The following is a 21,403-nucleotide window of genomic DNA, read 5'->3' on the forward strand; positions in this document are numbered from 1 at the left end:
GAAGCACCCTCGAATGTTCCCTGAGAACGGCTCATACCGGGATTCTCAGGACGCTCGTGTGAGCGGAGCCCGGTGACGGCGCCTGTCGCGCGGTTCCCGGTGCGATCAGGTAATCAGGAACGGTGGACAAGGACGCGACCGACCCCTTCGTACATGTCCGGGGCGCCAGTGAGAACAACCTGCGGAACCTCGATGTCGACGTTCCGCGGGACGCGATGGTCGCCTTCACCGGCGTCTCCGGTTCGGGGAAGTCCTCGCTCGCGTTCGGCACGCTCTACGCGGAGGCCCAGCGGCGCTACTTCGAGTCCGTAGCACCGTACGCCCGAAGGCTGTTGCAACAGGTCGGTGCACCGCACGTGCAGGAGATCACCGGACTGCCACCGGCCGTGGCCCTGCAGCAGCGACGCGGGTCGCCCAGTTCGCGCTCGACGGTCGGCACCCTCACTACGCTGTCCAATCTGCTGCGCATGCTGTACTCCCGCGCCGGCACCTATCCGCCCGGGGCCGCACGGCTGGAGGCCGAGTCGTTCTCACCCAACACCGCGGCCGGCGCCTGCCCGGAGTGCCACGGACTGGGCGTCGTGCACGACGTCGCCGAGGACCTGCTCGTCCCTGACCCCTCGCTGAGCATCCGCGAGGGGGCGATCGCCGCCTGGCCGGGCGCCTGGCAGGGCGCCAACCTGCGCAGTGTCGTGAACGGCCTGGGGATCGACATCGACCGACCGTGGCGCAGGCTCCGGAAGAAGGACCGGGACTGGCTGCTGTACACGGACGAGCAGCCCTCCGTGTACATCGAGCCGGAGGAGGACCGCGTCGACTACGGCTACCAGGGCAAGTTCTGGAGCGCCCGCAAGCACGTCATGCACGTCCTCGCCGACTCCAAGAGCGAGAAGATGCGCGAACGGGCACTCCGGTTCGTCAGGAGTGTGCCCTGCCCCGAGTGTCACGGCAGCGGACTGCGGCCCGAGGCGCTCGCCGTGACCTTCGCCGGACGTTCCATCGCCGAGATCAACGCGATGCCGCTCACCGAGGCCGTGGCGCTGCTGCGGCCCGTCGCGGGGCGGTCCGAGGCCGACGCCAGCACGCCGACCGCCCGGTCCGGGGAGACGACCGAGGTCGCGGTCCGGATCTGCGGCGATCTGGTCGCGCGGATCGACGTACTGCTCGACCTGGGCCTCGGCTATCTCAGCCTCGGGCGCCGCTCGACGACCCTGTCCCCCGGCGAGGCGCAGCGCCTGCGGATCGCCACCCAGCTGCGCTCGGGCCTGTTCGGCGTCGTCTACGTCCTCGACGAACCCTCCGCGGGCCTGCACCCGGCTGACGCGGAACCGCTCCTTGACGTGCTGGACCGCCTCAAGGCGGCGGGCAACTCGCTGTTCGTCGTGGAGCACGACATGGACGTCGTACGGCGGGCGGACTGGGTGGTCGACATCGGCCCCGGCGCGGGTGAGGGCGGCGGACGCGTGCTGTACAGCGGCCCGGTCGCCGGTCTCGAGCGGGTCGGGGAGTCGGCCACGAGCCAGTACCTGTTCGGGCGCGCGCAGCCGCTCGATCACCGCCCGCGCACACCGCACGGCTGGCTGCACCTGAGCGGCGTCTCCCGCCACAATCTGCACGACGTGTCCGTCGACGTACCGCTCTGCGTACTGACGGCGGTGACGGGCGTGTCCGGTTCCGGAAAGTCGACGCTGGTGACGCAGGTGCTCGCCGAGGTCGTCCGCGGCCACCTCGGACTCGTACCCGAGGAACCCGACGAGGCGCAGCTGGAGATCGACGTCCAGGACGCGTCGGGGGTCGAGTCGTTCGACCGGCTGGTCCGGGTCGACCAACGGCCCATCGGCCGGACTCCCCGGTCCAACCTGGCCACGTACACGGGGATGTTCGACGCGGTGCGCAAGCTGTACGCGGCGACGGACGAGGCCAGGGCGCGCGGGTACTCGGCCGGGCGGTTCTCCTTCAACGTGCCCGAAGGGCGGTGCGAGACCTGCCAGGGCGAAGGATTCGTCGCGGTGGAACTGCTGTTCCTGCCCGGCACCTACGCGCCGTGCCCGACCTGCCAGGGCGCCCGGTACAACGCCGAAACGCTGGAAGTCACCTACCGCGGCAAGAACATCGCGGAAGTGCTGGGGCTGTCCGTCGACGCCGCCGCCGAGTTCCTGTCCGCCGTCCCGGCCGCCTCCCGCAGTCTGGAGACGTTGCGCGAGGTGGGACTCGGGTACCTGCGGCTGGGGCAGCCCGCGACGGAACTCAGCGGTGGTGAGGCGCAACGCATCAAACTGGCCACCGAACTGCAGCGAGCCCGCCGCGGGCACGCGCTCTACCTGCTCGACGAGCCGACGGCGGGGCTGCACCCCTCGGACATCGCGCTGCTGCTGCGACAGCTGCACCGGCTCGTCGACGCCGGCAACACGGTCGTCCTCGTCGAGCACGACCTGGACACGATCGCCACCGCCGACTGGGTCATCGACCTCGGGCCGGGCGGCGGCGACGCGGGCGGCCGGGTGGTCGCGGCGGGCCCGCCGGCCAAGGTGGCGAGGGCCCGCCGCAGCGCCACCGCGCCCTATCTCGCGGCCCGGCTCGCGCGCTCCTGACGACGGCGCGAGGGGCTGAGATCGAGAAGGCGCACACCGATGTCTTCAACACCCTGCTGCAGATCCTCGATGACGGCCGCATCACCGATGCGCAGGCCGGCACCGTCGACTTCCGCAACACCGTGATCATCATGACGTCCGACATCGGCTCCGAGCACCTCCTCGACGGCGCCACCCACGTCGACAAGTCCCCCACCGCCGCTGCCCGGGAGTACGCCTTGGACGCAGCCCTCGAAGTCCTCCCTCAGTCGGTGTCGGAGGGCCTGCGTCAGACGCCCTCCCGCTCTCCGAACCGCTCGCCTTCTAGCAGGACTCCGTCGGTCCTGTGGTGCGACAGAGGCTGAGGAAGGCCGTGTGGGTACGCCAGCCGAGGGACTCGTACAGGGCGCGGCCCTGGGGCGTCGCACCGAGGACGGCGCGGGTGGCGCCCGAGGCCAGAGCCTGCTGCTGGAGCGTGCGCATGACGACGGAGCCCAGGCCGCGACGCTGGTGGGCCGGGGTGGTGAGGATCTGGTCCGCCACCGCCACCTCCTTCGCCACGCCCATCTGTCCGCGCGCGGCAAGCGATCCGTCGGGAGCCGCGATCAGCACGCGGACGACGTCGCCCCGGGTCCAGGTGCGCAGCACGTAGCCGGGTGGGAGCGTTCCGGGCGTGACCGGGGCCAGCTCGACGGACATCAGGAATGCCGCCGTGTCGGACGCCCACCCCGGTCCGAGCCATGCGCAGACCTGCGCCTCCGGCTCCTCGCACGGCTCAGGCAGGAAAACCTTGAGCCACCACCCCTCCCCCCGCGCCTGCGCGGCGGCCTCGCGCACGCGCGCCTCGTCCGCGTCGACAACCACGTGCCGCGCCACCTGGGCCGGCTGTCCGACGTCAATGGTCCAGCCCCACGGCCGCGCCACGGGATCGGACGCACCCCGCGAGACCACCCAGCCGGAGACCCAGTCCTCCACGACCGACGCATATGTAAGCGATGAACCAACCATAGATCTATTACATCAGTGGGCCGAGGGAATCGCCAGGCCCGGCCGAACCGACCCTTCGGCGGCAGCCGTCGGACTTCGCTGGTCGGGATCGTCAATGTCAGCGCGGACTCGTTCTCGGACGGGAACAGGTTCAGGCGTCCCCCGCCGCTCACGTCTCGTCCTGGTCCACGGGAAGGAGCAGGGTGAACGTGGCCGGGTGCCGGCTGGTCAGGGAGAGCCTGCCGCCGAGCGAGACGGCCAGGTCACGGGCCAGGGCCAGGCCGATGCCGGTTCCGTGCCCGGTGCCGGTGCGGCCGCGGTCGAAGAGCCCGGACGCCTCGCCCGTCACGGCACCCTCGTCGCTCACGTCGAAGGCGAGGGCGTCGTCCAGGTCCCGCACCGCCACGCGGACCGTGCCACGCCCGTGCACCCGGGCGTTGTCCAGCAGGATGCCGAGCACTTCCGACACGGACGCGCCCGGAACGCGGACGTCGGCCGGTGCGTCCTGGAGGGTGCACTCCAGGCGTCTGCCGTCCTGGGCGAAGACGCCGTGCCACCGTTCTTCCGTCTCCCGCAGCAGCTGTCGTACGGCGATCGTCCCGGCGCTGGGGCGAGCCGTCTCTCCGGAGCGGGACAGGCGCAGCACCTCCTCCACCGTGCGGTGCAGGCGTTGGGTGGTGGCCAGCGCCTCGGTCAGCACGGGCCGCAGCCGGGCGTCGTCGTCCTGGGCGAGGCCCGCTTCCAGGGCGAGTTGCAGCCCGGTGAGCGGGGTGCGCAGCTGGTGGGAGGCGTTGGCGGTGAAGTCTCGCTCGCGGCGCAGGAGTTCGGAGAGACTCTGCAGCATCTCGTTGTGGGTGCGGGCGACCTGGTCGATCTCGGCGACGCTGCTCGGGGCGGCCCGTGCGGTCAGGTCGCCCCCGGTCACCGCCCGGCAGTGGCGGGAGAGATCCTCCAGCGGCGCGGCCAGCGCGCGAGCCTGGCGGCGGGCGACGAGGACGGCGACGGTCAGCGCGAGCGCGGCCACCCCGAGCAGCAGCGTCCAGGCCGCGAAGACCCGGTTGCGTACGGCGGCTGCGGGGGTCGAGGCCCGTACGACGCCGATCACCTTCTCGGCGTGCGAGACGGGCACGGCCACCACCAGGTCGGCGCCCGCCCGCCCCCGTACCGCCGCACCGCCCAGGGACTGCCGGACCGGGGTGTCGCCGGGCCGTGGGCCGCTGCCCGCACGCAGGCGCATGTCAGGGTCGTACAGGCCCAGACGGCCGCCGGACGGTGGCGCGGGCAGTTCCACCGGGTCGCCGGTCACGAAGTCCGGGCTCACGCGTACGGCTGCGGCCAGCGCCGACCGTTCCAGGGTGTCGCGTTGGTCGGCGTACAGGGACGACCTGATCGCCAGGGCCAGCGGGACGGCGAGGAGGACGACGGCAACCAGAGCGGCGGTCAGGGCGACTCGCACCACGCGCTGTCTCATGCCTTCATCATGCTTGTCGCTCACCTGGGCAGATGCGCGGCGCCACAGGCTTTTGCCGTCGTCTAACCCTCGCCGAGCGGGGCGTTAACCGACCGCTTCCTAGCGTCGGTGCCATGACCGTCCGGTCCGATGACTCTTCTTGGAGGGCAGTGGCCATGGCAGCACGCACAAGGACGTACGCGGTCGCGGGGGTGACCCTCGTGGCCGCGGTGGCCGCCGGCTGTTCCGGTTCCGCCTCGCACACCGGCTCCGGCAGCCCCGCGTCCGGTTCGAGCACCGTCAGCGGACAGAACAAGCCGGCACCCACCGAGTCCAACCCGCCCGGCGACATCCCCGACAACCAGGTGTACGTCTCCTACCGGCCGACCGGCGGTTCCTTCACCGGCTTCACCCTGAAGGTGCCCGAGGGCTGGGCCCGCACCACCCAGGGCGCCACCACCGCGTTCACCGACAAGCTCAACACCGTGAGGATCACCGCGGTTTCCGCCTCCGGCGCGCCCACGGTCGGCTCGGTCACCGGCGTGGTCGTGCCCCAACTCCGCTCCCAGGTGCCGAAGTTCTCCTCACCCAAGGTGAGTGAGGTGACCCGGCACGCCGGCCGTGCGGTCCTGCTGACCTATCAGGGCGACTCGGCGAAGGACCCGGTCACCGGCAAGGTGGTGCGCGACGCGTTCGAGCGGTACGCGTTCTACCGGGCGGGGCACGAGGTGGATCTGACCCTGTCGGGTCCGGTCAAGGCCGACAACGTCGACCCGTGGCGTGTCGTCAGCGACTCCCTCAGCTGGCGGTGAGTGCACCATGCCCGACGGCACACACACCGGCGGCGTCGCCGACGACGTCCTCACGGCCCGCGAGCTGTACCGCTTCTACCGGGCCGGCGAGGAGGAGACACTCGCGCTGCGCGGGGTGTCCCTGAGGGTGCGGCGCGGTGAGACGGTCGCGGTCGTGGGGCCGTCCGGGGCCGGGAAGTCGACCCTGCTGGCGTGCCTGGCCGGACTCGACGAGCCCTCCGGCGGCGAGGTCCACGTCGACGGCGTACGGATCAGCCACCGGCCCGAGACCGAGCGGGCCCGGTTGCGGGCCGGGCACATCGGCGTCCTCCTCCAGGCCCGCAACCTGCTGCCGCACCTGAGCGTGCGGGACAACGTCCGCCTGCCGCAGCGGGCACAGGGCCGCAAGGCACCCGTTGCGGCCGAGGAGCTGCTGGCCCAGGTGGGGCTGGCCGACCGGACGAACGCCCTGCCGCGACAGCTGTCCGGCGGAGAGCTGGCGCGGGCCGGGCTCGCCGTCGCCCTGGCGAACGCGCCCGCCGTCCTGCTCGCCGACGAACCGACCGGTGAACTGGACGGCGAGACCGAGCGGTTGGTGCTGTCGATGCTGCGGGAGCGGGCCGCGGAGGGGTGCGCGGTGCTGATCGTCACGCACAGCCGGGAAGCCGTCCGCATCGCGGACCGGGTGATCACCCTGACGGACGGGAAAGCCACCGACGCCCGGCGGCAGGACCGCGAGGAGGCGCAGGATGCCGTCGGATGAGGTGCTTGTCAGCTGTACGGACGCGGCCCTGACCTTCGGCCGGGGACCAGGGGCGGTCGTGGCCGTGCACGGAGCCGACCTGGAGATCCGGGCCGGGGACCGGCTCGCCGTCGTCGGCCCCTCGGGGTCGGGCAAGAGCTCGCTCCTGCACCTGCTCGCCGGGCTCGAAAAACCCACCAGCGGCACCGTCACCCGGGCCGCCTCGCTCGGGCCGTACGACATCGGCCTGGTGTTCCAGGGCGACAGTCTGATCCCCGCCCTGAACGTGGCAGAGAACACCGCTCTGCCCCTGGTCCTCACCGATCGTCCGGAGGACGAGGCGCGACTGTGCGCGCTCGCGGCACTCGCCCTGGTGGATGCCGCCGACCTGGCCGACCGGCTCCCCGAGGAGATCTCCGGCGGCCAGGCCCAGCGGGTGGCCGCCGCCCGGGTCCTGGCCCAGGCGCCACGCCTGATCCTCGCCGACGAACCCACCGGTCGCCTCGACCACGCCACCGGCGCCCGCGTCCTGGACGCCCTGCTGACGGCCGCCGACCACACCGGCGCGGCACTCGTCGTCACGACCCACGACCCGGCCGTCGCCGCCCGGCTCACCGTCCGCCGCGGCATGCGCGACGGACGGCTGCTGGCACCCGAGGAGGTTCCATGATCAGCACGTGGGCGCAGGGACCGCGCCGGGACCGCTCCGGAACCCAGCGCCCACCCCGGTCCGCCCCCGCTGTGCGTGCCCTGCCAGCCTCCAAGGAGATGTCATGATCGCCACCTGGGCCCGCGGGCTGGCCCGCTACCGCACCGGACGGCTCCTGGCCGCGCTGACCGGCATCGCGCTCGGGGTGGCTCTGGTCGCCGCGCTCGGCTCCTTCCTCACCGCGTCGAAGGCGACCATGACCCAGCGCGCCGTGCGCTCGGTCGCCGTGGACTGGCAGGTCCAGGTGCAACCCGGCGCCGACCCGCACACCGTCCTGTCCCTGGTGGCCGGGACCCCTGGCACCCGCACCGCCCTGCCCGTCGGCTTCGCACACGCCGGCGGTTTCACCGCTCGCGTGCAGGGCAGCACCCAGGCCACCGGTCCCGGCATGGTCCTTGGCCTGCCCGACGGCTACCGGGCCCGCTTCCCCGACGCCGTTCGCACGCTCTCCGGCGCGTCCACCGGTGTCCTGCTGGCCCAGCAGACCGCCTCCAACCTGCACGCGGCCCCCGGCGACACCATCGGTGTCCGGTTCCCCGGTGCCGGTCTGCGGCAGGTGAAGGTGGACGGTGTGGTCGACCTGCCCCAGGCCGACTCCCTCTTCCAGACCGTCGGCGCCCCCAGCCAGTCCCAGCCGACCGCGCCCCCGGACAACGTCGTCCTGCTGCCCGCCGCCCGCTTCACCGCCCTCACCCGCGGCGCCACCGGTGTCACCACCCAGATCCACGCCGCTCGCGACAACACCCGGCTGCCCTCCGACCCCGCCGCGGCCTACTCCGCCGTCACCGGCGCCGCCCACAACCTCGAAGCCCGCTCCGCTGGCGCGGCCCTGGTCGGCAACAACATCGGCGCGGCTCTCGACTCGGCCCGCCAGGACGCCCTGTACGCCCAGATCCTCTTCCTCTTCCTCGGCGTGCCGGGCGCCGTGCTGGCCGCCGCGCTGACGGCGGCCGTCGCCTCGGCCGGCGGCGAACGGCGCCGCCAGGAACAGGGACTGCTGCGGCTGCGCGGCCTGCGGCCCCGTCAGATCACCGCCCTCGCCGGTCTGGAGGCCGCCCTGATCGGCCTCGTGGGAGGCCTGGCCGGGCTGGGCATCGCCGCCCTCACCGGCAGTCTCGCCTTCGGCACGGCCTCCTTCGGCGCCGGCGCGACGACCTGGTCCGTCTGGTACGCCGTCGCCTTCGTACTCGGAGCCGCGGTGGCCGCGGGCGCCGTCCTCATCCCCGCGCTGCGGGACCTGCGTACGGTCACCGTCGCCGACACCCGCAAGCAGGAGGACGTACGACGCGCCCGATCGCCCTGGTGGATGCGGTACGGCCTGGACTTCGCCCTCCTGATCGGCTCCTGGCTCGTCTTCCGCGCCTCCTCAGGCAACCAGTACGCACTCGTCCTCGCGCCCGAGGGTGTCCCCAGCATCTCCGTGTCGTACTGGGCCTTCCTCGGCCCCGCCCTGCTGTGGATCGGCGCGGCCCTGCTGCTGTGGCGCCTCACCCTGCTCGCCCTCACCCACGGCCGCCCCGCCCTGACCCTGCTGGTCCGGCCGCTGACCGCGACCCTGGCCGGCACCACCGCCGCCGTGCTGGCCCGGCGCCGCCGCCCGTTCGCCCGGTCGGTGGTCCTGCTCGCCCTCGCCGTCTCCTTCGCGATCTCCACAGCCGTCTTCAACGCCACCTACCACCAGCAGGCCGAGGTCGACGCCCGGCTGACCAACGGCGCCGACGTCACCGTCACCGAACCACCCGGCGCCCAGGTCCAACCCGCCGCCGGGGCAGCGCTGAAGATCGGCGGCGTACGGCACGTCGAGCCCCTCCAGCACCGCTTCGCCTACGTCGGCTCCGACCTCCAGGACCTCTACGGCGTCCGCCCCGGCACCATCGCGCGGGCCACCTCGCTCCAGGACGCCTACTTCGCGGGCGGCACCGCCGACCAGCTGATGCGCCGTCTCGCCCAGCGGCCGGACAACCTCCTCGTCAGCGCCGAGACCGTCAGCGACTTCCAGCTCTCCCCCGGCGACACCGTCAACCTGCGCGTCCAGGACACCCGCACCAAGTCCCTGCGCACGGTCCCGTTCCACTACGCAGGCATCGCCAAGGAGTTCCCCACCGCCCCCAAGGACAGCTTCTTCGTCGCCAACGCCTCCTACATCGGCAAGGCCACCGGCGACACCTCTGCCGGTGTCTTCCTCCTCGACACCGGTGGCAGCAACCAGCAGCAGATCGCCGCCCAACTGCGCCGGCAGCTCGGTACCCGGGCCACCGTCACCGACCTCACCCAGACCCGCGGCACCGTCGGCACCAGCCTGACCTCCGTCGACCTGGCGGGCCTCACCCGCATCGAGCTCGCCTTCGCCGTCCTGCTCGCCGCGGGCGCCGGCGGCCTCGTGCTCGCCCTCGGACTCGCCGAACGCCGCCGTACGTTCGCCATCGCCACCGTCCTCGGCGCGCGACCACGCCACCTGCGTGGCATGGTCCTCTCCGAAGCCCTGTTGCTGGCCGTCGCCGGCCTGGCCGGAGGCGGCCTCATCGGCTGGGCCCTGTCGGAGATGCTGGTCAAGGTCCTGACGGGCGTCTTCGATCCGCCACCCGCGGCGCTCTCCGCCCCCGGTGCCTACCTGGCACTCACCGGGGCGGCCGCCGTCGCCGCCATCCTGGCCGCGGCCCTCAACGGCATCCGCGGCAGCCGCCGCCCCGCCGTGGAGGAGCTCCGCGACCTGTGAACACGGCATCCATCGATGACGGGCCCCTCGGCCCAAGGCTCCTAGGCTGTCGACCATGCGCACACCTGCCGCACCGGACCGCAGCCGACTGCGCGTCCTCGTCGTGGAGGACGACGACACCATCGGCCGCCACCTGGAGACCGGCCTGCGCGGCCACGACTACGCGCCGACGTGGTGCCGCACCGGAGCGGCCGCGCTGACGGAGGCCGGGCGGGCGCCGTACGAGGTGCTACTGCTGGATCTGGGGCTACCGGACATGGACGGCCTGGACGTTGCCCGGCAGCTGCGCGCCCGCCTCCCCGACCTGCTGATCGTCGTACTGACGGCACGGACCGACGACATCGACATCGTCGCCGGGCTGGATGCCGGGGCCGACGACTACCTGGTCAAGCCGTTCAGTCTGACCGTGCTGCTCGCCCGGTTGCGGGCTCATCTCAGGCGGCACACGGTGGCCGCGCCGGCCCGGGAGCCGGTGCGGCTGGGCGAACTGGTCGTCGACGTGACGGCCCGGCGCTGCGCCCTGCTCGGTGTCGAAGTCCCCCTGCGGGCCAAGGAGTTCGACCTGCTCGCGGTGCTGGCCGAGCGGGTCGGCGAGGCGGTCTCGCGCGAGACGCTGATGGCGGAGGTGTGGGACGAGAACTGGTTCGGCTCCACCAAGACCCTCGACGTGACGTTGGCCGGCCTGCGCCGCAGACTCACCGAGGCGGCCCAGGCGAGCGGGCGGCAGGCCCGGCTGCCCCGGATCACCACGTTGCGGGGGCACGGATACCGGCTGGAACGGCGACCAGCTCCGCCGGATTGACACCCTGCCGGTGGGCCAGGGCAGGGCAAGGGTCCTGCCGGTGGGCCAGCGCAGGGCAACGGTCCTGCCGGTGAGCCAGTGCAGGGCAAGGGTCCTGCCGGTGGGCCAGCGCAGGGCAACGGTCCTGCCGGCCGATGGAAAGCAGGCATCCGGACGGTTCACAAGGCCGAGCGGCGGGCCAGGAGGGCCAGGACCAGCAGGCCGGGGACCATCGGCAGCCATCCCGTCAGCAGGCGGTAGCCGAGGACCGCCGAGACCGCCGCCGGTCCCGGCGCGCCGGCCGCCGTGAGGGCAAGAGCCAGCGTGGCGTCCAACGACCCCAGTCCGCCCGGCGTGGGCAGCAGCGCTGCCGCGCCGCTGGCGATCAGGTAGGCCATGACCACCCGGCTCGCGGGGAGGCCGAGGCCGATCGCATGGACCACGGCGATGACCACCCCGGCGTGCAGCAGAGCGAACGCGACCGACCCACCCCACAGCGCACAGGCCCGCGCCCGGCACCGGTGCACGTCCCGCACGTCAGCGAAGGCTCGGCTCACCGCCCGTCTGAGGCGGCCGCTGATCGCGACCGCCAGGACGACGGCTCCCGCCGCCACCGGCAGCAGGACCAGCACAAGCGGAATCCGCGCGGAGAGGTGGACCGTGCCGGGCAAGGCGACCAGCAGGGCCACACCCAGCGCGCACCGGACGATCCCGCCGACGGCCGCCTTCACCGCCAGCGCCGTCGCCGAGCGCCGGGTGGACAGCCCGCACCGCGTCAGGAACCGCAGGTTGACCAGCGTCGCTCCGGCCCCCGCCGGAAGAAGGTGGTTGGCGGCGCCGGCCGCGAACTGCGCCGCCACCAGCCGCCCCCTGGGCAGCCGTTCGACCACCGCCCCCTGCTGCGCCACGGCCGCGCACACCCAGGTGGCCAGGGCGGCGAGGCAGGCGAGCACCAGCCACTCCCCGTCGGCGGCGGCCAGCCGGTCGGTGCCGCTGTCCAGCGTGGCCCGGTGCGCGGCGAGCATCCCGCCGGCGGAGGCGAGCACCAGCAGGGTGACGCCCAACTGGACGTACAGACGTCTGCCCGAGGCCGCCGGCAGGCTCTCGGCCGTGGTCACGGCGGTCTCGGCCGTGGTCACGGCGGTCACCTCCCCTGCCGTACGCCGGGTGCGACGTAAGCGCGGAGTGCGCCGGCCCGCTCCTCGGACCAGGTGCGTGCGTACGCGGGCGGACGCCCCTTCGGCGGCACGAGGACGGCGAAGGACGTTCGCTGCGCGGCGCGCTTCAGTTCGGACACGGTGGTGCTGGCGTCATGCCCCGCCGTCTGGGCGGAACCGCAGCCGGTGGCGAAGGCGATGGGGACGGCTTCGTAGCCGCTGAGCAGGCACGGCTGCCGTACGCCGAGTGCGTGGAGGGCGGCGGCGGTGCGGGCCCAGTCGGCGCGGGAGGCGTCGGAGCTGTGCACGGTGTGTTCCAGGACGACGTACTGCACGGCCAGGTGGCCTGCCAGGCCGACCGCCACCAGACCGGCGGCCACGGCGCGCCCGGCCCGGTCTGCCGGTGCGGTGACCAGGTGGACGAGGCCGTGGGCGACGGGGAGGGCGAGCAGGGCGTAGGCGGGCAGCAGAAAGCGGGGGGCCGCGTAGCCGATGAGGAACAGGTAGGGGACCGCGGCTGTGACGGCGCAGGCCAGCGGGAGCAGGACGGGCAGGGCGCGCCGGGATCGGACGGCGATCACCGCGCCGAGGACAGCGAGGACGGGCAGCGCGAACCACCACAGGGTCACCAGCGGGCTGGGGGCCGATCCGGTGCAGGGCCGGCACAGGGTACGGCCGCCGAGGCTGTGCAGTTGGTCGAGCACGGAGAGGTGCCAGCCGAGGCCGCCCTGGATGTCCGAGGCGGCGGAGAGGCGGTGCGCGAGGCCGCCGTAGCTCGTGTACGCCTCGATCACCCACTCGCCGGCACCCGCCACCAGCCCCGCGACCAGTACGACGAGCAGACGCGGGCGGCGCAAGGAAGGCGGGGAGAGCCGGGAGAGCGGAGGCAGCAGGGAGAGCAGGGAGAGCGCGAGCAGGGGCAGCGCGACGTAGACCGCGTCCATCGGGCGCATCCCCGCCATCAGCGCCGCGCCCGCGAACACGCCCCACCAGGCCGCCCGGTCCCGTGCGTTCGCGCGGGCACGCAGGAAGCAGCCGACGCAGACCAGCGCGCCGACGGCGACCCAGTAGTTGGGCATGGCCTGGGGGCCGTAGAACAGCGTCACCCACAGTGAGGCGAACAGGGCGCCGGCCAGGGCCAGGACGCCGGGCCCGAGGTGGCTTCGCCACACGCGCAGGGCGAGGTAGAGGGCGAGGCCGGAGAGGACGGCCAGGTAGATCCGGAGCAGGACGGTGGAGTCGGACCACGACGCGATCGGGGCGGTGAGAAGCGAGATGCCGCGGGAGCGGGGCGCGCTGAAGTAGGCGGCGGGCACGTGACCGCTGACCTGGCTGACGTAGACGCTCTCGTCCCAGCCGAGACCGAGATCCGGCCGTACGAGGACGAGCTGGGCGAGCGTGAAAGCGGCGGCGACCGCCCCGAGCCGGGGCTCCCACCGCGAACGCCGGGGCCGGACGGTCTGCGGCGGAAGGCCGGTGCGAGGGAGGCCGGTGCGGGGAAGGCCGGTCGTCGTGCCGTTCGGGCCCTCGGCCATCTCGCACCTCTCGTCGTCACTCGCCACGGAACCAGCGCCTCCTACAAGTTCACAGGAGGACGTCCCACCCTACGGCCTGTAGGGTTAAAGCCAGGTGAGAAGACGTTCGTTCCCTTCAGCCCGCCCATTCTCCTCAGCCGGCACCGGGACGGGCGATTCACCGGTCGCGGGGGCGATTCCCAGGTCGTGGGCGAAGATCACGGCCTGGACGCGGTCCCGGACGCCGATCTTGGCTACGACTCGACCGACGCGCGTCTTCACGGTGGACTCGGACACTGGGCGACGCCCACACCTGGGCCACCGACAGTCAGCGCGGAGAGGTCGTCCACCTCACCGGCACCACCGGCCGTGCCGCCCTGAACCGTGCCGCCTTCGCAGCGCCGGGCCAGATGGGTCTGCGTACGACGGCGTCGAGCAGCAGACCTACGCGTACGTCGACGACCAGGGCGAACGGCATGAGCTCACGAGCTCGCAGGCGAGCTGCGAGCGGCAGGCGGCGAGCGGCAAGCAGCAAGCGGCAAGCGGCAAGCGGCAAGCGGGCCGAGGTCACATATGACCCCGCACACCCCGCGACCGCCCAGGTCGGCAGTGGTACGACGGGCGCGGCCAAGCCACTGCTGCCACGGACGACAGCCAACCGAAAGCCACACCCGGCACCCTGGGCGGCCCAACCATACGAAGGGCTCGGCACATCCCGTACCTGGAACGTAAGGCCAGCTGAAGCACTGCACGGCGTACCGTGGCGCGCAGTCACAACGCATCAGCGATCAATGCTCACAGCTGCCGTGTCCGACGAAACGGCCTACTGCACCGTGACGTTGACAGTCGAGGAGTGAGTCTTTCCCGAGGCGACACGGAAGTCCTGGCTGCCCTTCATGGTCACTCGGGTCGCAAGGGCGTATGTGTCACCCTTTTTCACCTTGGAGTTGACATGGAGCGGCATCCACTTGCCGTTCCTGTCCATCTGCAGAATCACAGACGCTCCGGGGCGGATGCCGGAAGTGCGGCCCGCGAATCGGACCGTGTGCCCGGCCTTTACAGTCGTGGGGCTTGCCTTCACTGTGATCGAGGCGGGATGCGCCGGGGGCGTGGTGGCAGCCGTAGCCCCACCCGCGGCGACACAGAGCAGCGCGACGGACATGCCTGATGCTGCCGCTACGCGTGCACGCACGTACATGGCGGCCTCCTTTGAGGAGAAGGGCGGCCCGTAAAAACTCCGTTCGTACGGGGCGCTTAGTGCAATAGCCACGCTAGTCCTCGATCTGGGGTGCGCCGAACGGAAAACATCTCCCAGACAATCCTGACGTAATAGATCGGTATGCAGATCGTGAGATCATCAGAAGCAGACCAGAGCCGGGTTTGCTTCCGACCATCTGCCATACCAGAATGTGGACAGAATTATTTCCCGGAACTTACCGAGGTCGTCGTTGGCAGCAGCCACTGCGTGGCCGACGGGTCCGCCGATACCGTCCCGAGCGCGGCAGTGGCCTGGATACGAGCGACCGCCACGGGCCCGATGACTGCGTGGTTGACCACGGCTTCGAATTCCAGGGGGACGGGATCACTCACCCGCAACGGAGCGAACAGAGGAATTGTCAAGACTTGTGGCTGAGGAGTGGTTGCGGGTTGTCTGCTCGCAGGCGGAGGGACTTGAGTCTCCAGTAGGGGGAGACTCAAAGGTGGGGGCATGGACGGCGACACGCTTTACTCGATCGGCGAGCTCGCTCGGCGGACCGGTCTCACGGTCAAGACCATTCGGTTCTACTCCGATCGCGGAATCGTGGCGCCGACGGACCGCAGCCCGGCCGGCTACCGCCTCTACAACATCGACGCCGTCGCACGCCTGGACCTCGTGCGGACCCTGCGCGAGTTGGGACTGGACCTTCCCACGATCCGCAAGGTCGTGGACCGCGAGCTCTCGCTTCCCGAGGTTGCCGCGGCGCACGCCGAAGCACTGGCAGTGCAGATCCGCGTCCTGCTCCTGCGGCGCGCGGTGCTGACGGCGGTGGCCGAGCGCGGGTCCACACCTGAGGAGACGGAACTCATGCACCGGCTGGCCCAGCTCTCCGAGGACGAACGCCGACGTCTGATCGGCGATTTCCTCGACGCCGTCTTCGGCGGTCTTGACGCCGCCCCCGCGTTCGCGGGGGTCATGCGCTCGATGACCCCCGAGCTGCCCGACAATCCGGAGGCGGAGCAGGTCCAGGCGTGGGTGGAGTTGGCCGAAATGTCCCTGGACCCGGATTTCCGCGCCGCCGTGCGGCGGATGGCCGAGGACCAGGCAGCCGAGCAGGCCCGAAGCGACACGATGAGCCCGCGCCGCGACATTGCCGCAGCCGTCCGTGACCAGGTCGGCCCGGCCCTGACCGCCGGCATCGACCCGGCCTCGCCCCAGGCCGATCCGATCGTCGTGGCGTTCACGGCGCACTACGCGCACCTCCTCGGCCGCCCCGACGACGTCGAGCTTCGCCGCCGGCTGGCGACTCGGCTGGAGAGCGTGAACGACCCCCGCAGGGAGCGATACCTGCAGCTGCTCGCAGTGGTCAACGGCTGGCCGGCCCCGGAGAGTCTGGCTCCAGTGTTCGACTGGTCCGTCCAGGCTCTGCGCGTCCGGACACAGCAATGACGGGACGGTCGCAAGGCAGCGTGGACCGCAAGCGGCTGGCGTCGGGTGAAAACGCCGCCGCACCTGATCGGTTCATGAATGCCCCCGTCGTACTTCAGGTGGCCGCGACATCGGCCTCTCCCGCTCTCGTTCTTCGCCCGTGGCGCATGGAGGACGTTGCCGAGTTGGCCGAGGCCTGGCATCCTGCCGGGCTGCGCAGAAGAGCCGGTACGACGTCGACAGCATCCTGCCCGCGGCGCCGCCCTCCTTCCCCCGCGATGGCCACCTGCACGGCGCACGAGTGCCTGAGATCCTCCCGGCTTCTACGGATCGGCTGAGGCTGCTCACCGCGCCGTTCACCCCGCGGCCGAGTACCACGAATGGTCCTACAAGACCGACTGGATCGGCCGCGACGCCATCGTCGAAGGCTGACAGAGCCGCGCACCCTGGCAGGACGGCGGCTGGGCATTCGACTGGGCCATCCTCACCGCTCCCATGCCGACTGGGCCATCCTCACCGCTCCGATGCCAAAGAGGGATGACTCCTCGGTCAACTCTGGCAGAGGCGTCCTGCGCGGCTTCCTACTGCACCAGATGGTCAATTCCAAGAGGGCGGTGCGAACGCCTGGGCCGGTTGATGCAGACGTGCCGAGGGCATCCGAGCGTGGATCGCCCGCCTTGAGCGGTTCTGCGATCGCATAGGGTTGCGCAATGTTCGAAGGAAGTTTGGTAAGGCTGCGTGCGCTGCGCTCCGAGGACGCGGAGCATCATCTTCGGTGGCGCAACGACCCGGAAGTGGTGCGCTTGGCCGCGGCCGGCGATCCGTGTTTCGGACCGGTCTCAGCAGAGGCGATCGGGCTCGGCTTCGACACCATGCTGCGCCTGGTCCCGAGAGAGTCGGCCGTGTTCACGGTCGAGGATCTCGCAGGCGGAAGGGTCATAGGCATGGCCGACTATCGGGACCTGGACCCGTACGCCGGAGTGGCCACGCTCGGAGTCACCATCGGCGAGCGAGAGTTCTGGGGTCGCGGCCATGGTAGTGACGCGTTGCGGCTGCTCGTGGACCACCTGTTCGGCGCGTACTTCCTGAGCCGGCTGGAGCTGGACACCTGGAGTGGCAACGAGCGCGCCATGCGCGCCTTCGCCAGGCTGGGCTTCCGTGAGGAAGGCCGCCGCCGGTCGGCGGTGCTGGTGGAGGGGAAGCGCTACGACCGCGTGCTCTTCGGAATGCTTCGCGAGGAGTGGGCAACCCCCGCGTGACGCCGTAGCAGATCTTCTCCTCATGGATACCCTGACAGCCGGGAACGCCGCGTGGGCGGGGCCGCCGGCTGCGGTCCCGCCCACGCGGTGCTGTCCCGGGTGACCTCCCAGGATGTGACGTCAGCGCAGGCCGAAGGCCCGGGTGATCGTCTGTGAGACGGTGTTGCCCGCGCTGTCCCGGGCGCCGACCCGGAGGGTGACGAAGTCCGCGGACCGCGGCGCGCGCAGGTTCGTCCGCCATCCGTCGTCGCGCCGGGTCAGGTCGGTCCGCTGCCAGGTCACACCGTCGTCGTACGACACCTCGACGGTCGGCTTCCCGATGGTGGCGGTGGTGCCCGGCAGGTGCGAGGCGGCCACCGTCAGGCCGGCGTGCCGGTCGGCACGGCCGGACTTGTCGGTGTCCACGCCGTAGTCGAGCTGGATGAGCGGCAGGGACACCGCCGCGTCGCCGCCGGTGACCGCGGAGGTGAAGTCCCACTCGGTCAGCGTGTGCGTCGAGTACGGGTCGGACCAGGTGCCGCGGTCGTTGTCGAGAACCAGCCGGTAGGGCAGGCGCTCGGCGCCGAGGCCGGGAACCTGAAGGTACTCGGCGTTGCCCCAGTCGAGCTGCTGATCGCCCTGGTAGAGCGACATCCAGTCCTTGACGTCGAAGTTCGCGCCGGCCTCGCCGACGTGGCCGGACCCCGAGTCACCCCAGCCGGGCGCGGTGATGTACATCGTGTCGAGGTAGCGCACCGGCTGGTAGTTGATCGGGCCCATGCGGGGCCGCTGGATCGGGCCGAACCAGGTGACCTTGCCGGTCTTGCGCGCCGGGTAGGTCAGCGGGTCGATCGAGTGCTGCCCGGTCTCGCCCTGGATGAAGGCGTCGTCGAGCCACGTGGTGTCGGCGGTGACCCAGTCGGTGCGGTCGCCCTGCGCGGGCGCGGTGAGCTGGTTGCCGACGGCCCAGCCGCGCCAGACGTCCGGACGGAACTCCATCGCCTTGCCCTGCCGGTAGTTACGGAAGGAGACGTTCACCCGGCCGAGGTCCTTGGACTCCTCACGCCAGGTCGGGTCCGCCGGAACGGCGCCCGTCCAGTGGTGCACGACGTCGTAGACGTAGTCGGTCGTGGGGTGCGAGGTGACCTTCAGGGAGACCGCGCCGTGCCGGAGTTGGCCGAGCAGGTCGGCGCCCTGGTCGGCGTTGAGCGTCGCCACCGTCACCGGGGCCGGGCTGTCCGGGCTCCAGGGGTTCTCGTCCCAGGGCTGCAGGCGGCCGACGCCGTCGTTGACGACCAGCAGCAGCCGGGCTCCGGCGGCCGCGGCGGCCTCCGCCTGGGCCTTGATCCCTTCCGTGCCGGCGCCGCGCACCACGACGGCCTTGCCGCGCACGTTCTGCCGCGCGAGCTCCTGGGCCGTGCCGTCACCGGCGAAGACCGCCGTCAGGTTCCGGGTACCGGCGGGCAGCGGCGTGGCCGCGCGCTTGACCAGCGGGTCGTTGAAGGTCGTCGACTTCGTGCTCACGGTCAGCGCCGGCTGCTCGAGCCGGAAGCGGGCGCCGGTCTCGAACTCGCCGTCGGTGACCTTCTTGCCGGTCGGCAGCGCCCAGATGCTGTCGTACGACGGGTCCGGCAGCATCGACGTCTCCACCAGGCTGTCGGTGAAGGACCGGTGGGCGTCCAGGCGCGGCGCGACGGCGGTGGTCTGCTGCGGCACGCGCGCCAGGATCCGGCGTGCCTTGCGGCCGTCCAGGGTGACGGTGCGGTCCTGGTCGAGCTTCACGTCGTTGAAGGCGAGCAGCACCATGCCGCGCGAGTGCGGGCCTTCGGCGCCCTGCACGTCACCGGTGAGCCAGCCGCTGTAGCTGCCGACGGGCAGCCGCGCCGTGCCGGTGCCGGACGCGTCGAGGTCCATCACCGTGAAGAGGTGCTCGGCACTCAGGACGACCCGGCCCTCCAGCGGCTTGCCGGAACGGTCCTTGGCGACCACGGTCAGATTCTGCCGCTGGCCCTCGCGGGCCGCGCCGATCAGGGTCCGGGCGCGAACCGCTCCGCTGCCGTCCGTACCGGTGATCATGGCGCTGACCGACTGGTCGCCGCCCAGCTTGTCCAGATCCGCCGTCAGGGTGACCGTGGCGGTGCTGTGGGCGGGCACGGTGACATGGTCGGCGGAGAGGCTGAACAACCCTGCCGGGACGGTGCCGTTGACCGCCAGGGCGAGGTTGGCCGGTGCGTCGCCGACGTTGGTGTACGTCACCGTCTGGACGTCGGTCTGCCCCGGCTTCGGCGGCCACGTGTGGAAGCCGGAGTAGGCGCTCGTGGTGGCGAAGACCGTGGTGTGCACGGCCGCCAGCGCGTCGAGCCGGCCGGCGCCCGCCTGGTACGGGGTGTACGCCGGGGTGGCCTTGGCGCTGCTGACCAGCGCCTCCTTGAGCTGGGTGCCCGTCCAGTCGGGGTGCTCCGAGGCGAGGAGGGCGGCGGCACCGGCGACGTGCGGTGTCGCCATCGACGTGCCGCTCATCGTGGTGTAGTAGCCGGAGCCGCGCTTGTAGTGCGAGCGCGCCGCGACGATGTCGACGCCGGGCGCGGTGATCTCCGGCTTCAGCCCGCCGTCGCCGTCGCGCGGGCCCTGGCTGGAGAAGTCGGCGAGCGTGTCGGTGGAGTCGACGGCGCCGACGGTCAGCGCGGAGTCCGCGGCACCGGGGCTGCTGATGGAGTGCGGGCCGCCGTTGCCCGCCGCGATCACGAACAACGCGCCTGTTTCGTGGCTGAGTTGATCGACGGCCTGGCTCATCGGGTCGGTCCTGTCACCGCCGCCGCCCAGGCTCATGCTGATGATCCTGGCCTTCTGGTCGCGGGCGGCCCACTCCATGCCCGCGATGATCCAGGATTCCTGGCCGCTGCCCTCGGAGTTGAGCACCTTGCCGACGGCCAGCCGGGCGCCGGAGGCGACACCCCGCTCCTTGCCGTCGGAGGCACTGCCCGTGCCGACGATGGTCGAGGCGACATGCGTGCCGTGGCCGTTGTAGTCGGCGATGTCGTCCTCGCCGGGGACGAAGCTGGCGCTGTCGGATATCTGCCCGACCAGGTCCGGGTGTTCGGTGTCCGCGCCGCTGTCGAGCATCGCGACCTTCACGCCCTGGCCGGTGTCGCCCTCCGCCCAGACCTTGTTCGCGCCGATCTGGGCGGTGGAGTCGGCCAGGTCGGCCCTCACCTGGCCGTCGAGCCACACGTGGGCGACGCCGCCCGCGAAGGACGGCTTCGCGGACCGGGCCGCCGCGCCGGAACCCCCGGTGAGCGAGGACCAGAACTCCGGTGCCTGCCGGTGGTTCTGCGCGAGGGCCGCGCCCTGGATGCTGTCCAGGCGGCGGACGTTGGTCGAGCCGGCCATCTTCGTCCGGGTGCGTGCCTTGGCGGCGGCATCGGTGTAGCGCACGATCAGCGGCAGCCGGGAGCTGTGCGCGTCGTCGTAACCCTCGGCGATCAGCCGCGTCACGTTGAAGAGCTGCTTGTCGAGCTTCCCGGCGCTCACGTACGGCAGGGCGGCGTCGGGGTAGACGTAGGTGGCGCCGTCCAGGACAGCGCGGTGGAAGCCGGTGGTGGCTCCGCTCGCGGCCTGGAAGGAGCGCACGACGGTGCCGTCGGCGGCGGTCCCGATGGTGACCTTGTCACCCGTGATCAGGGTGACGGTGTGCGTGCCGGCATCGCCGGGGGTGTGGTGTCCGGCGTCGTTGTGCGACGCCTCACCGGCGGAGTACGCGGACACTGCGGCAGTCGCCGGTAGGACGCCGATTGTCAGCGCGGCCGCCACGGCGAGGGCGATCGGCCCGGGCCGGGGGATGGGAACCTTGGGCAAGGAAGACTCCTGAGACGCGGCGGAGAGCGAAAGATCACTGGATCCTCCGGCCTCCCCCGACGTCGTTCAAGGGGTCACACATGTCGCTCTTGCGCCATGGCGCAGTTACGCCGCGAGGAGACGGTGCCGTCGGCCGAGCCGGCTTGCCGCGGACAGGGTGTCGGTCAGCTCGAACAACGCATCCGCCCGTCGGGACGGACAGTCGTGGCAGCCCCTTCGGCAGGCAGCCGGCAGGCCGACGCCTTGACCTCGACGGCCTGCAGCGGT

General features: G+C 71.8%; 15 protein-coding genes and 2 pseudogenes. 9 read left to right on the forward strand and 8 right to left on the reverse strand.

Annotation, left to right across the window (positions count from 1 at the left end; translation table 11 throughout):
* The first annotated feature begins 122 nt into the window (after positions 1–122).
* The gene (uvrA, locus tag ACWDGI_RS20460) at positions 123–2,591 is read left to right on the forward strand and encodes an excinuclease ABC subunit UvrA (protein WP_450760891.1); all 2,469 of its coding nucleotides are present in this window, start codon (positions 123–125) and stop codon (positions 2,589–2,591) included.
* 17 nt (positions 2,592–2,608) lie between these two features.
* Positions 2,609–2,767: pseudogene (locus ACWDGI_RS20465) on the forward strand (AAA family ATPase); the annotation flags it as partial.
* 127 nt (positions 2,768–2,894) lie between these two features.
* Here ACWDGI_RS20465 and ACWDGI_RS20470 read toward each other — a convergent pair.
* Together ACWDGI_RS20470 and ACWDGI_RS20475 are read right to left on the reverse strand one after the other, a co-directional pair.
* Positions 2,895–3,545, reverse strand: a complete 651-nt coding sequence (locus tag ACWDGI_RS20470) for a GNAT family N-acetyltransferase (protein WP_450760893.1) — start codon at positions 3,543–3,545, stop codon at positions 2,895–2,897.
* 181 nt (positions 3,546–3,726) lie between these two features.
* Positions 3,727–5,028 (reverse strand): HAMP domain-containing sensor histidine kinase, encoded by a 1,302-nt coding sequence (locus tag ACWDGI_RS20475; protein ID WP_450760895.1) that lies wholly within the window; start codon positions 5,026–5,028, stop codon positions 3,727–3,729.
* Between the two features lie 155 nt (positions 5,029–5,183).
* On the opposite strand from ACWDGI_RS20475, the gene ACWDGI_RS20480 reads away from it, so the two are divergent.
* The 5 genes from ACWDGI_RS20480 to ACWDGI_RS20500 all read left to right on the forward strand — a co-directional run bounded on the left by ACWDGI_RS20480 (position 5,184) and on the right by ACWDGI_RS20500 (position 10,767).
* Entirely contained in the window at positions 5,184–5,819 is a 636-nt protein-coding gene (locus ACWDGI_RS20480; protein ID WP_450760896.1) for a hypothetical protein, read from the forward strand.
* Positions 5,820–5,826: 7 nt separating this feature from the next.
* The gene (locus ACWDGI_RS20485; RefSeq protein ID WP_450760898.1) at positions 5,827–6,561 is read left to right on the forward strand and encodes an ABC transporter ATP-binding protein; all 735 of its coding nucleotides are present in this window, start codon (positions 5,827–5,829) and stop codon (positions 6,559–6,561) included.
* Positions 6,548–7,210 (forward strand): ABC transporter ATP-binding protein, encoded by a 663-nt coding sequence (locus ACWDGI_RS20490; protein ID WP_450760899.1) that lies wholly within the window; start codon positions 6,548–6,550, stop codon positions 7,208–7,210. Before ACWDGI_RS20485 ends, ACWDGI_RS20490 begins: the two co-directional genes overlap by 14 nt.
* 103 nt (positions 7,211–7,313) lie before the next feature.
* On the forward strand, positions 7,314–9,965 hold the full coding sequence (locus ACWDGI_RS20495) for an FtsX-like permease family protein (RefSeq protein WP_450760901.1): 2,652 nt from the start codon (positions 7,314–7,316) through the stop codon (positions 9,963–9,965).
* A 55-nt stretch (positions 9,966–10,020) separates the two neighbouring features.
* Positions 10,021–10,767 (forward strand): response regulator transcription factor, encoded by a 747-nt coding sequence (locus ACWDGI_RS20500; protein WP_450760903.1) that lies wholly within the window; start codon positions 10,021–10,023, stop codon positions 10,765–10,767.
* A 158-nt stretch (positions 10,768–10,925) separates the two neighbouring features.
* Here ACWDGI_RS20500 and ACWDGI_RS20505 read toward each other — a convergent pair whose 3' ends face one another.
* The 5 genes and pseudogenes from ACWDGI_RS20505 to ACWDGI_RS20525 all read right to left on the reverse strand — a co-directional run bounded on the left by ACWDGI_RS20505 (position 10,926) and on the right by ACWDGI_RS20525 (position 14,615).
* Positions 10,926–11,885: a lysylphosphatidylglycerol synthase transmembrane domain-containing protein gene (locus ACWDGI_RS20505; protein ID WP_450760905.1), complete on the reverse strand. Its 960-nt coding sequence runs from the start codon at positions 11,883–11,885 to the stop codon at positions 10,926–10,928.
* 5 nt (positions 11,886–11,890) lie between these two features.
* Positions 11,891–13,438, reverse strand: coding sequence for a hypothetical protein (locus ACWDGI_RS20510; RefSeq protein WP_450761365.1), 1,548 nt, complete (start codon positions 13,436–13,438; stop codon positions 11,891–11,893).
* Between the two features lie 171 nt (positions 13,439–13,609).
* A pseudogene (locus tag ACWDGI_RS20515) lies at positions 13,610–13,714 on the reverse strand (LuxR C-terminal-related transcriptional regulator); the annotation flags it as partial.
* 31 nt (positions 13,715–13,745) lie between these two features.
* Complete coding sequence (locus tag ACWDGI_RS20520; RefSeq protein ID WP_450760907.1) at positions 13,746–13,895, reverse strand: hypothetical protein; 150 nt, start codon at positions 13,893–13,895, stop codon at positions 13,746–13,748.
* Between the two features lie 345 nt (positions 13,896–14,240).
* Positions 14,241–14,615 carry a hypothetical protein gene (locus ACWDGI_RS20525; RefSeq protein WP_450760909.1) on the reverse strand — a complete coding sequence of 125 codons (375 nt, stop codon included), beginning with the start codon at positions 14,613–14,615 and terminating at the stop codon, positions 14,241–14,243.
* Between the two features lie 510 nt (positions 14,616–15,125).
* Between ACWDGI_RS20525 and ACWDGI_RS20530 the strand changes: the two genes are divergently transcribed.
* Positions 15,126–16,064, forward strand: a complete 939-nt coding sequence (locus ACWDGI_RS20530; protein WP_450760911.1) for a MerR family transcriptional regulator — start codon at positions 15,126–15,128, stop codon at positions 16,062–16,064.
* A gap of 689 nt (positions 16,065–16,753) precedes the next feature.
* Positions 16,754–17,302, forward strand: coding sequence for a GNAT family N-acetyltransferase (locus ACWDGI_RS20535; RefSeq protein ID WP_450760913.1), 549 nt, complete (start codon positions 16,754–16,756; stop codon positions 17,300–17,302).
* 120 nt (positions 17,303–17,422) lie between these two features.
* On the opposite strand, the gene ACWDGI_RS20540 is transcribed toward ACWDGI_RS20535, so the two are convergent.
* Positions 17,423–21,136, reverse strand: a complete 3,714-nt coding sequence (locus ACWDGI_RS20540) for a S8 family serine peptidase (protein ID WP_450760915.1) — start codon at positions 21,134–21,136, stop codon at positions 17,423–17,425.
* Positions 21,137–21,403 lie beyond the last annotated feature (267 nt).

The sequence above is a fragment of the Streptomyces sp. NPDC001220 genome (assembly GCF_053597895.1).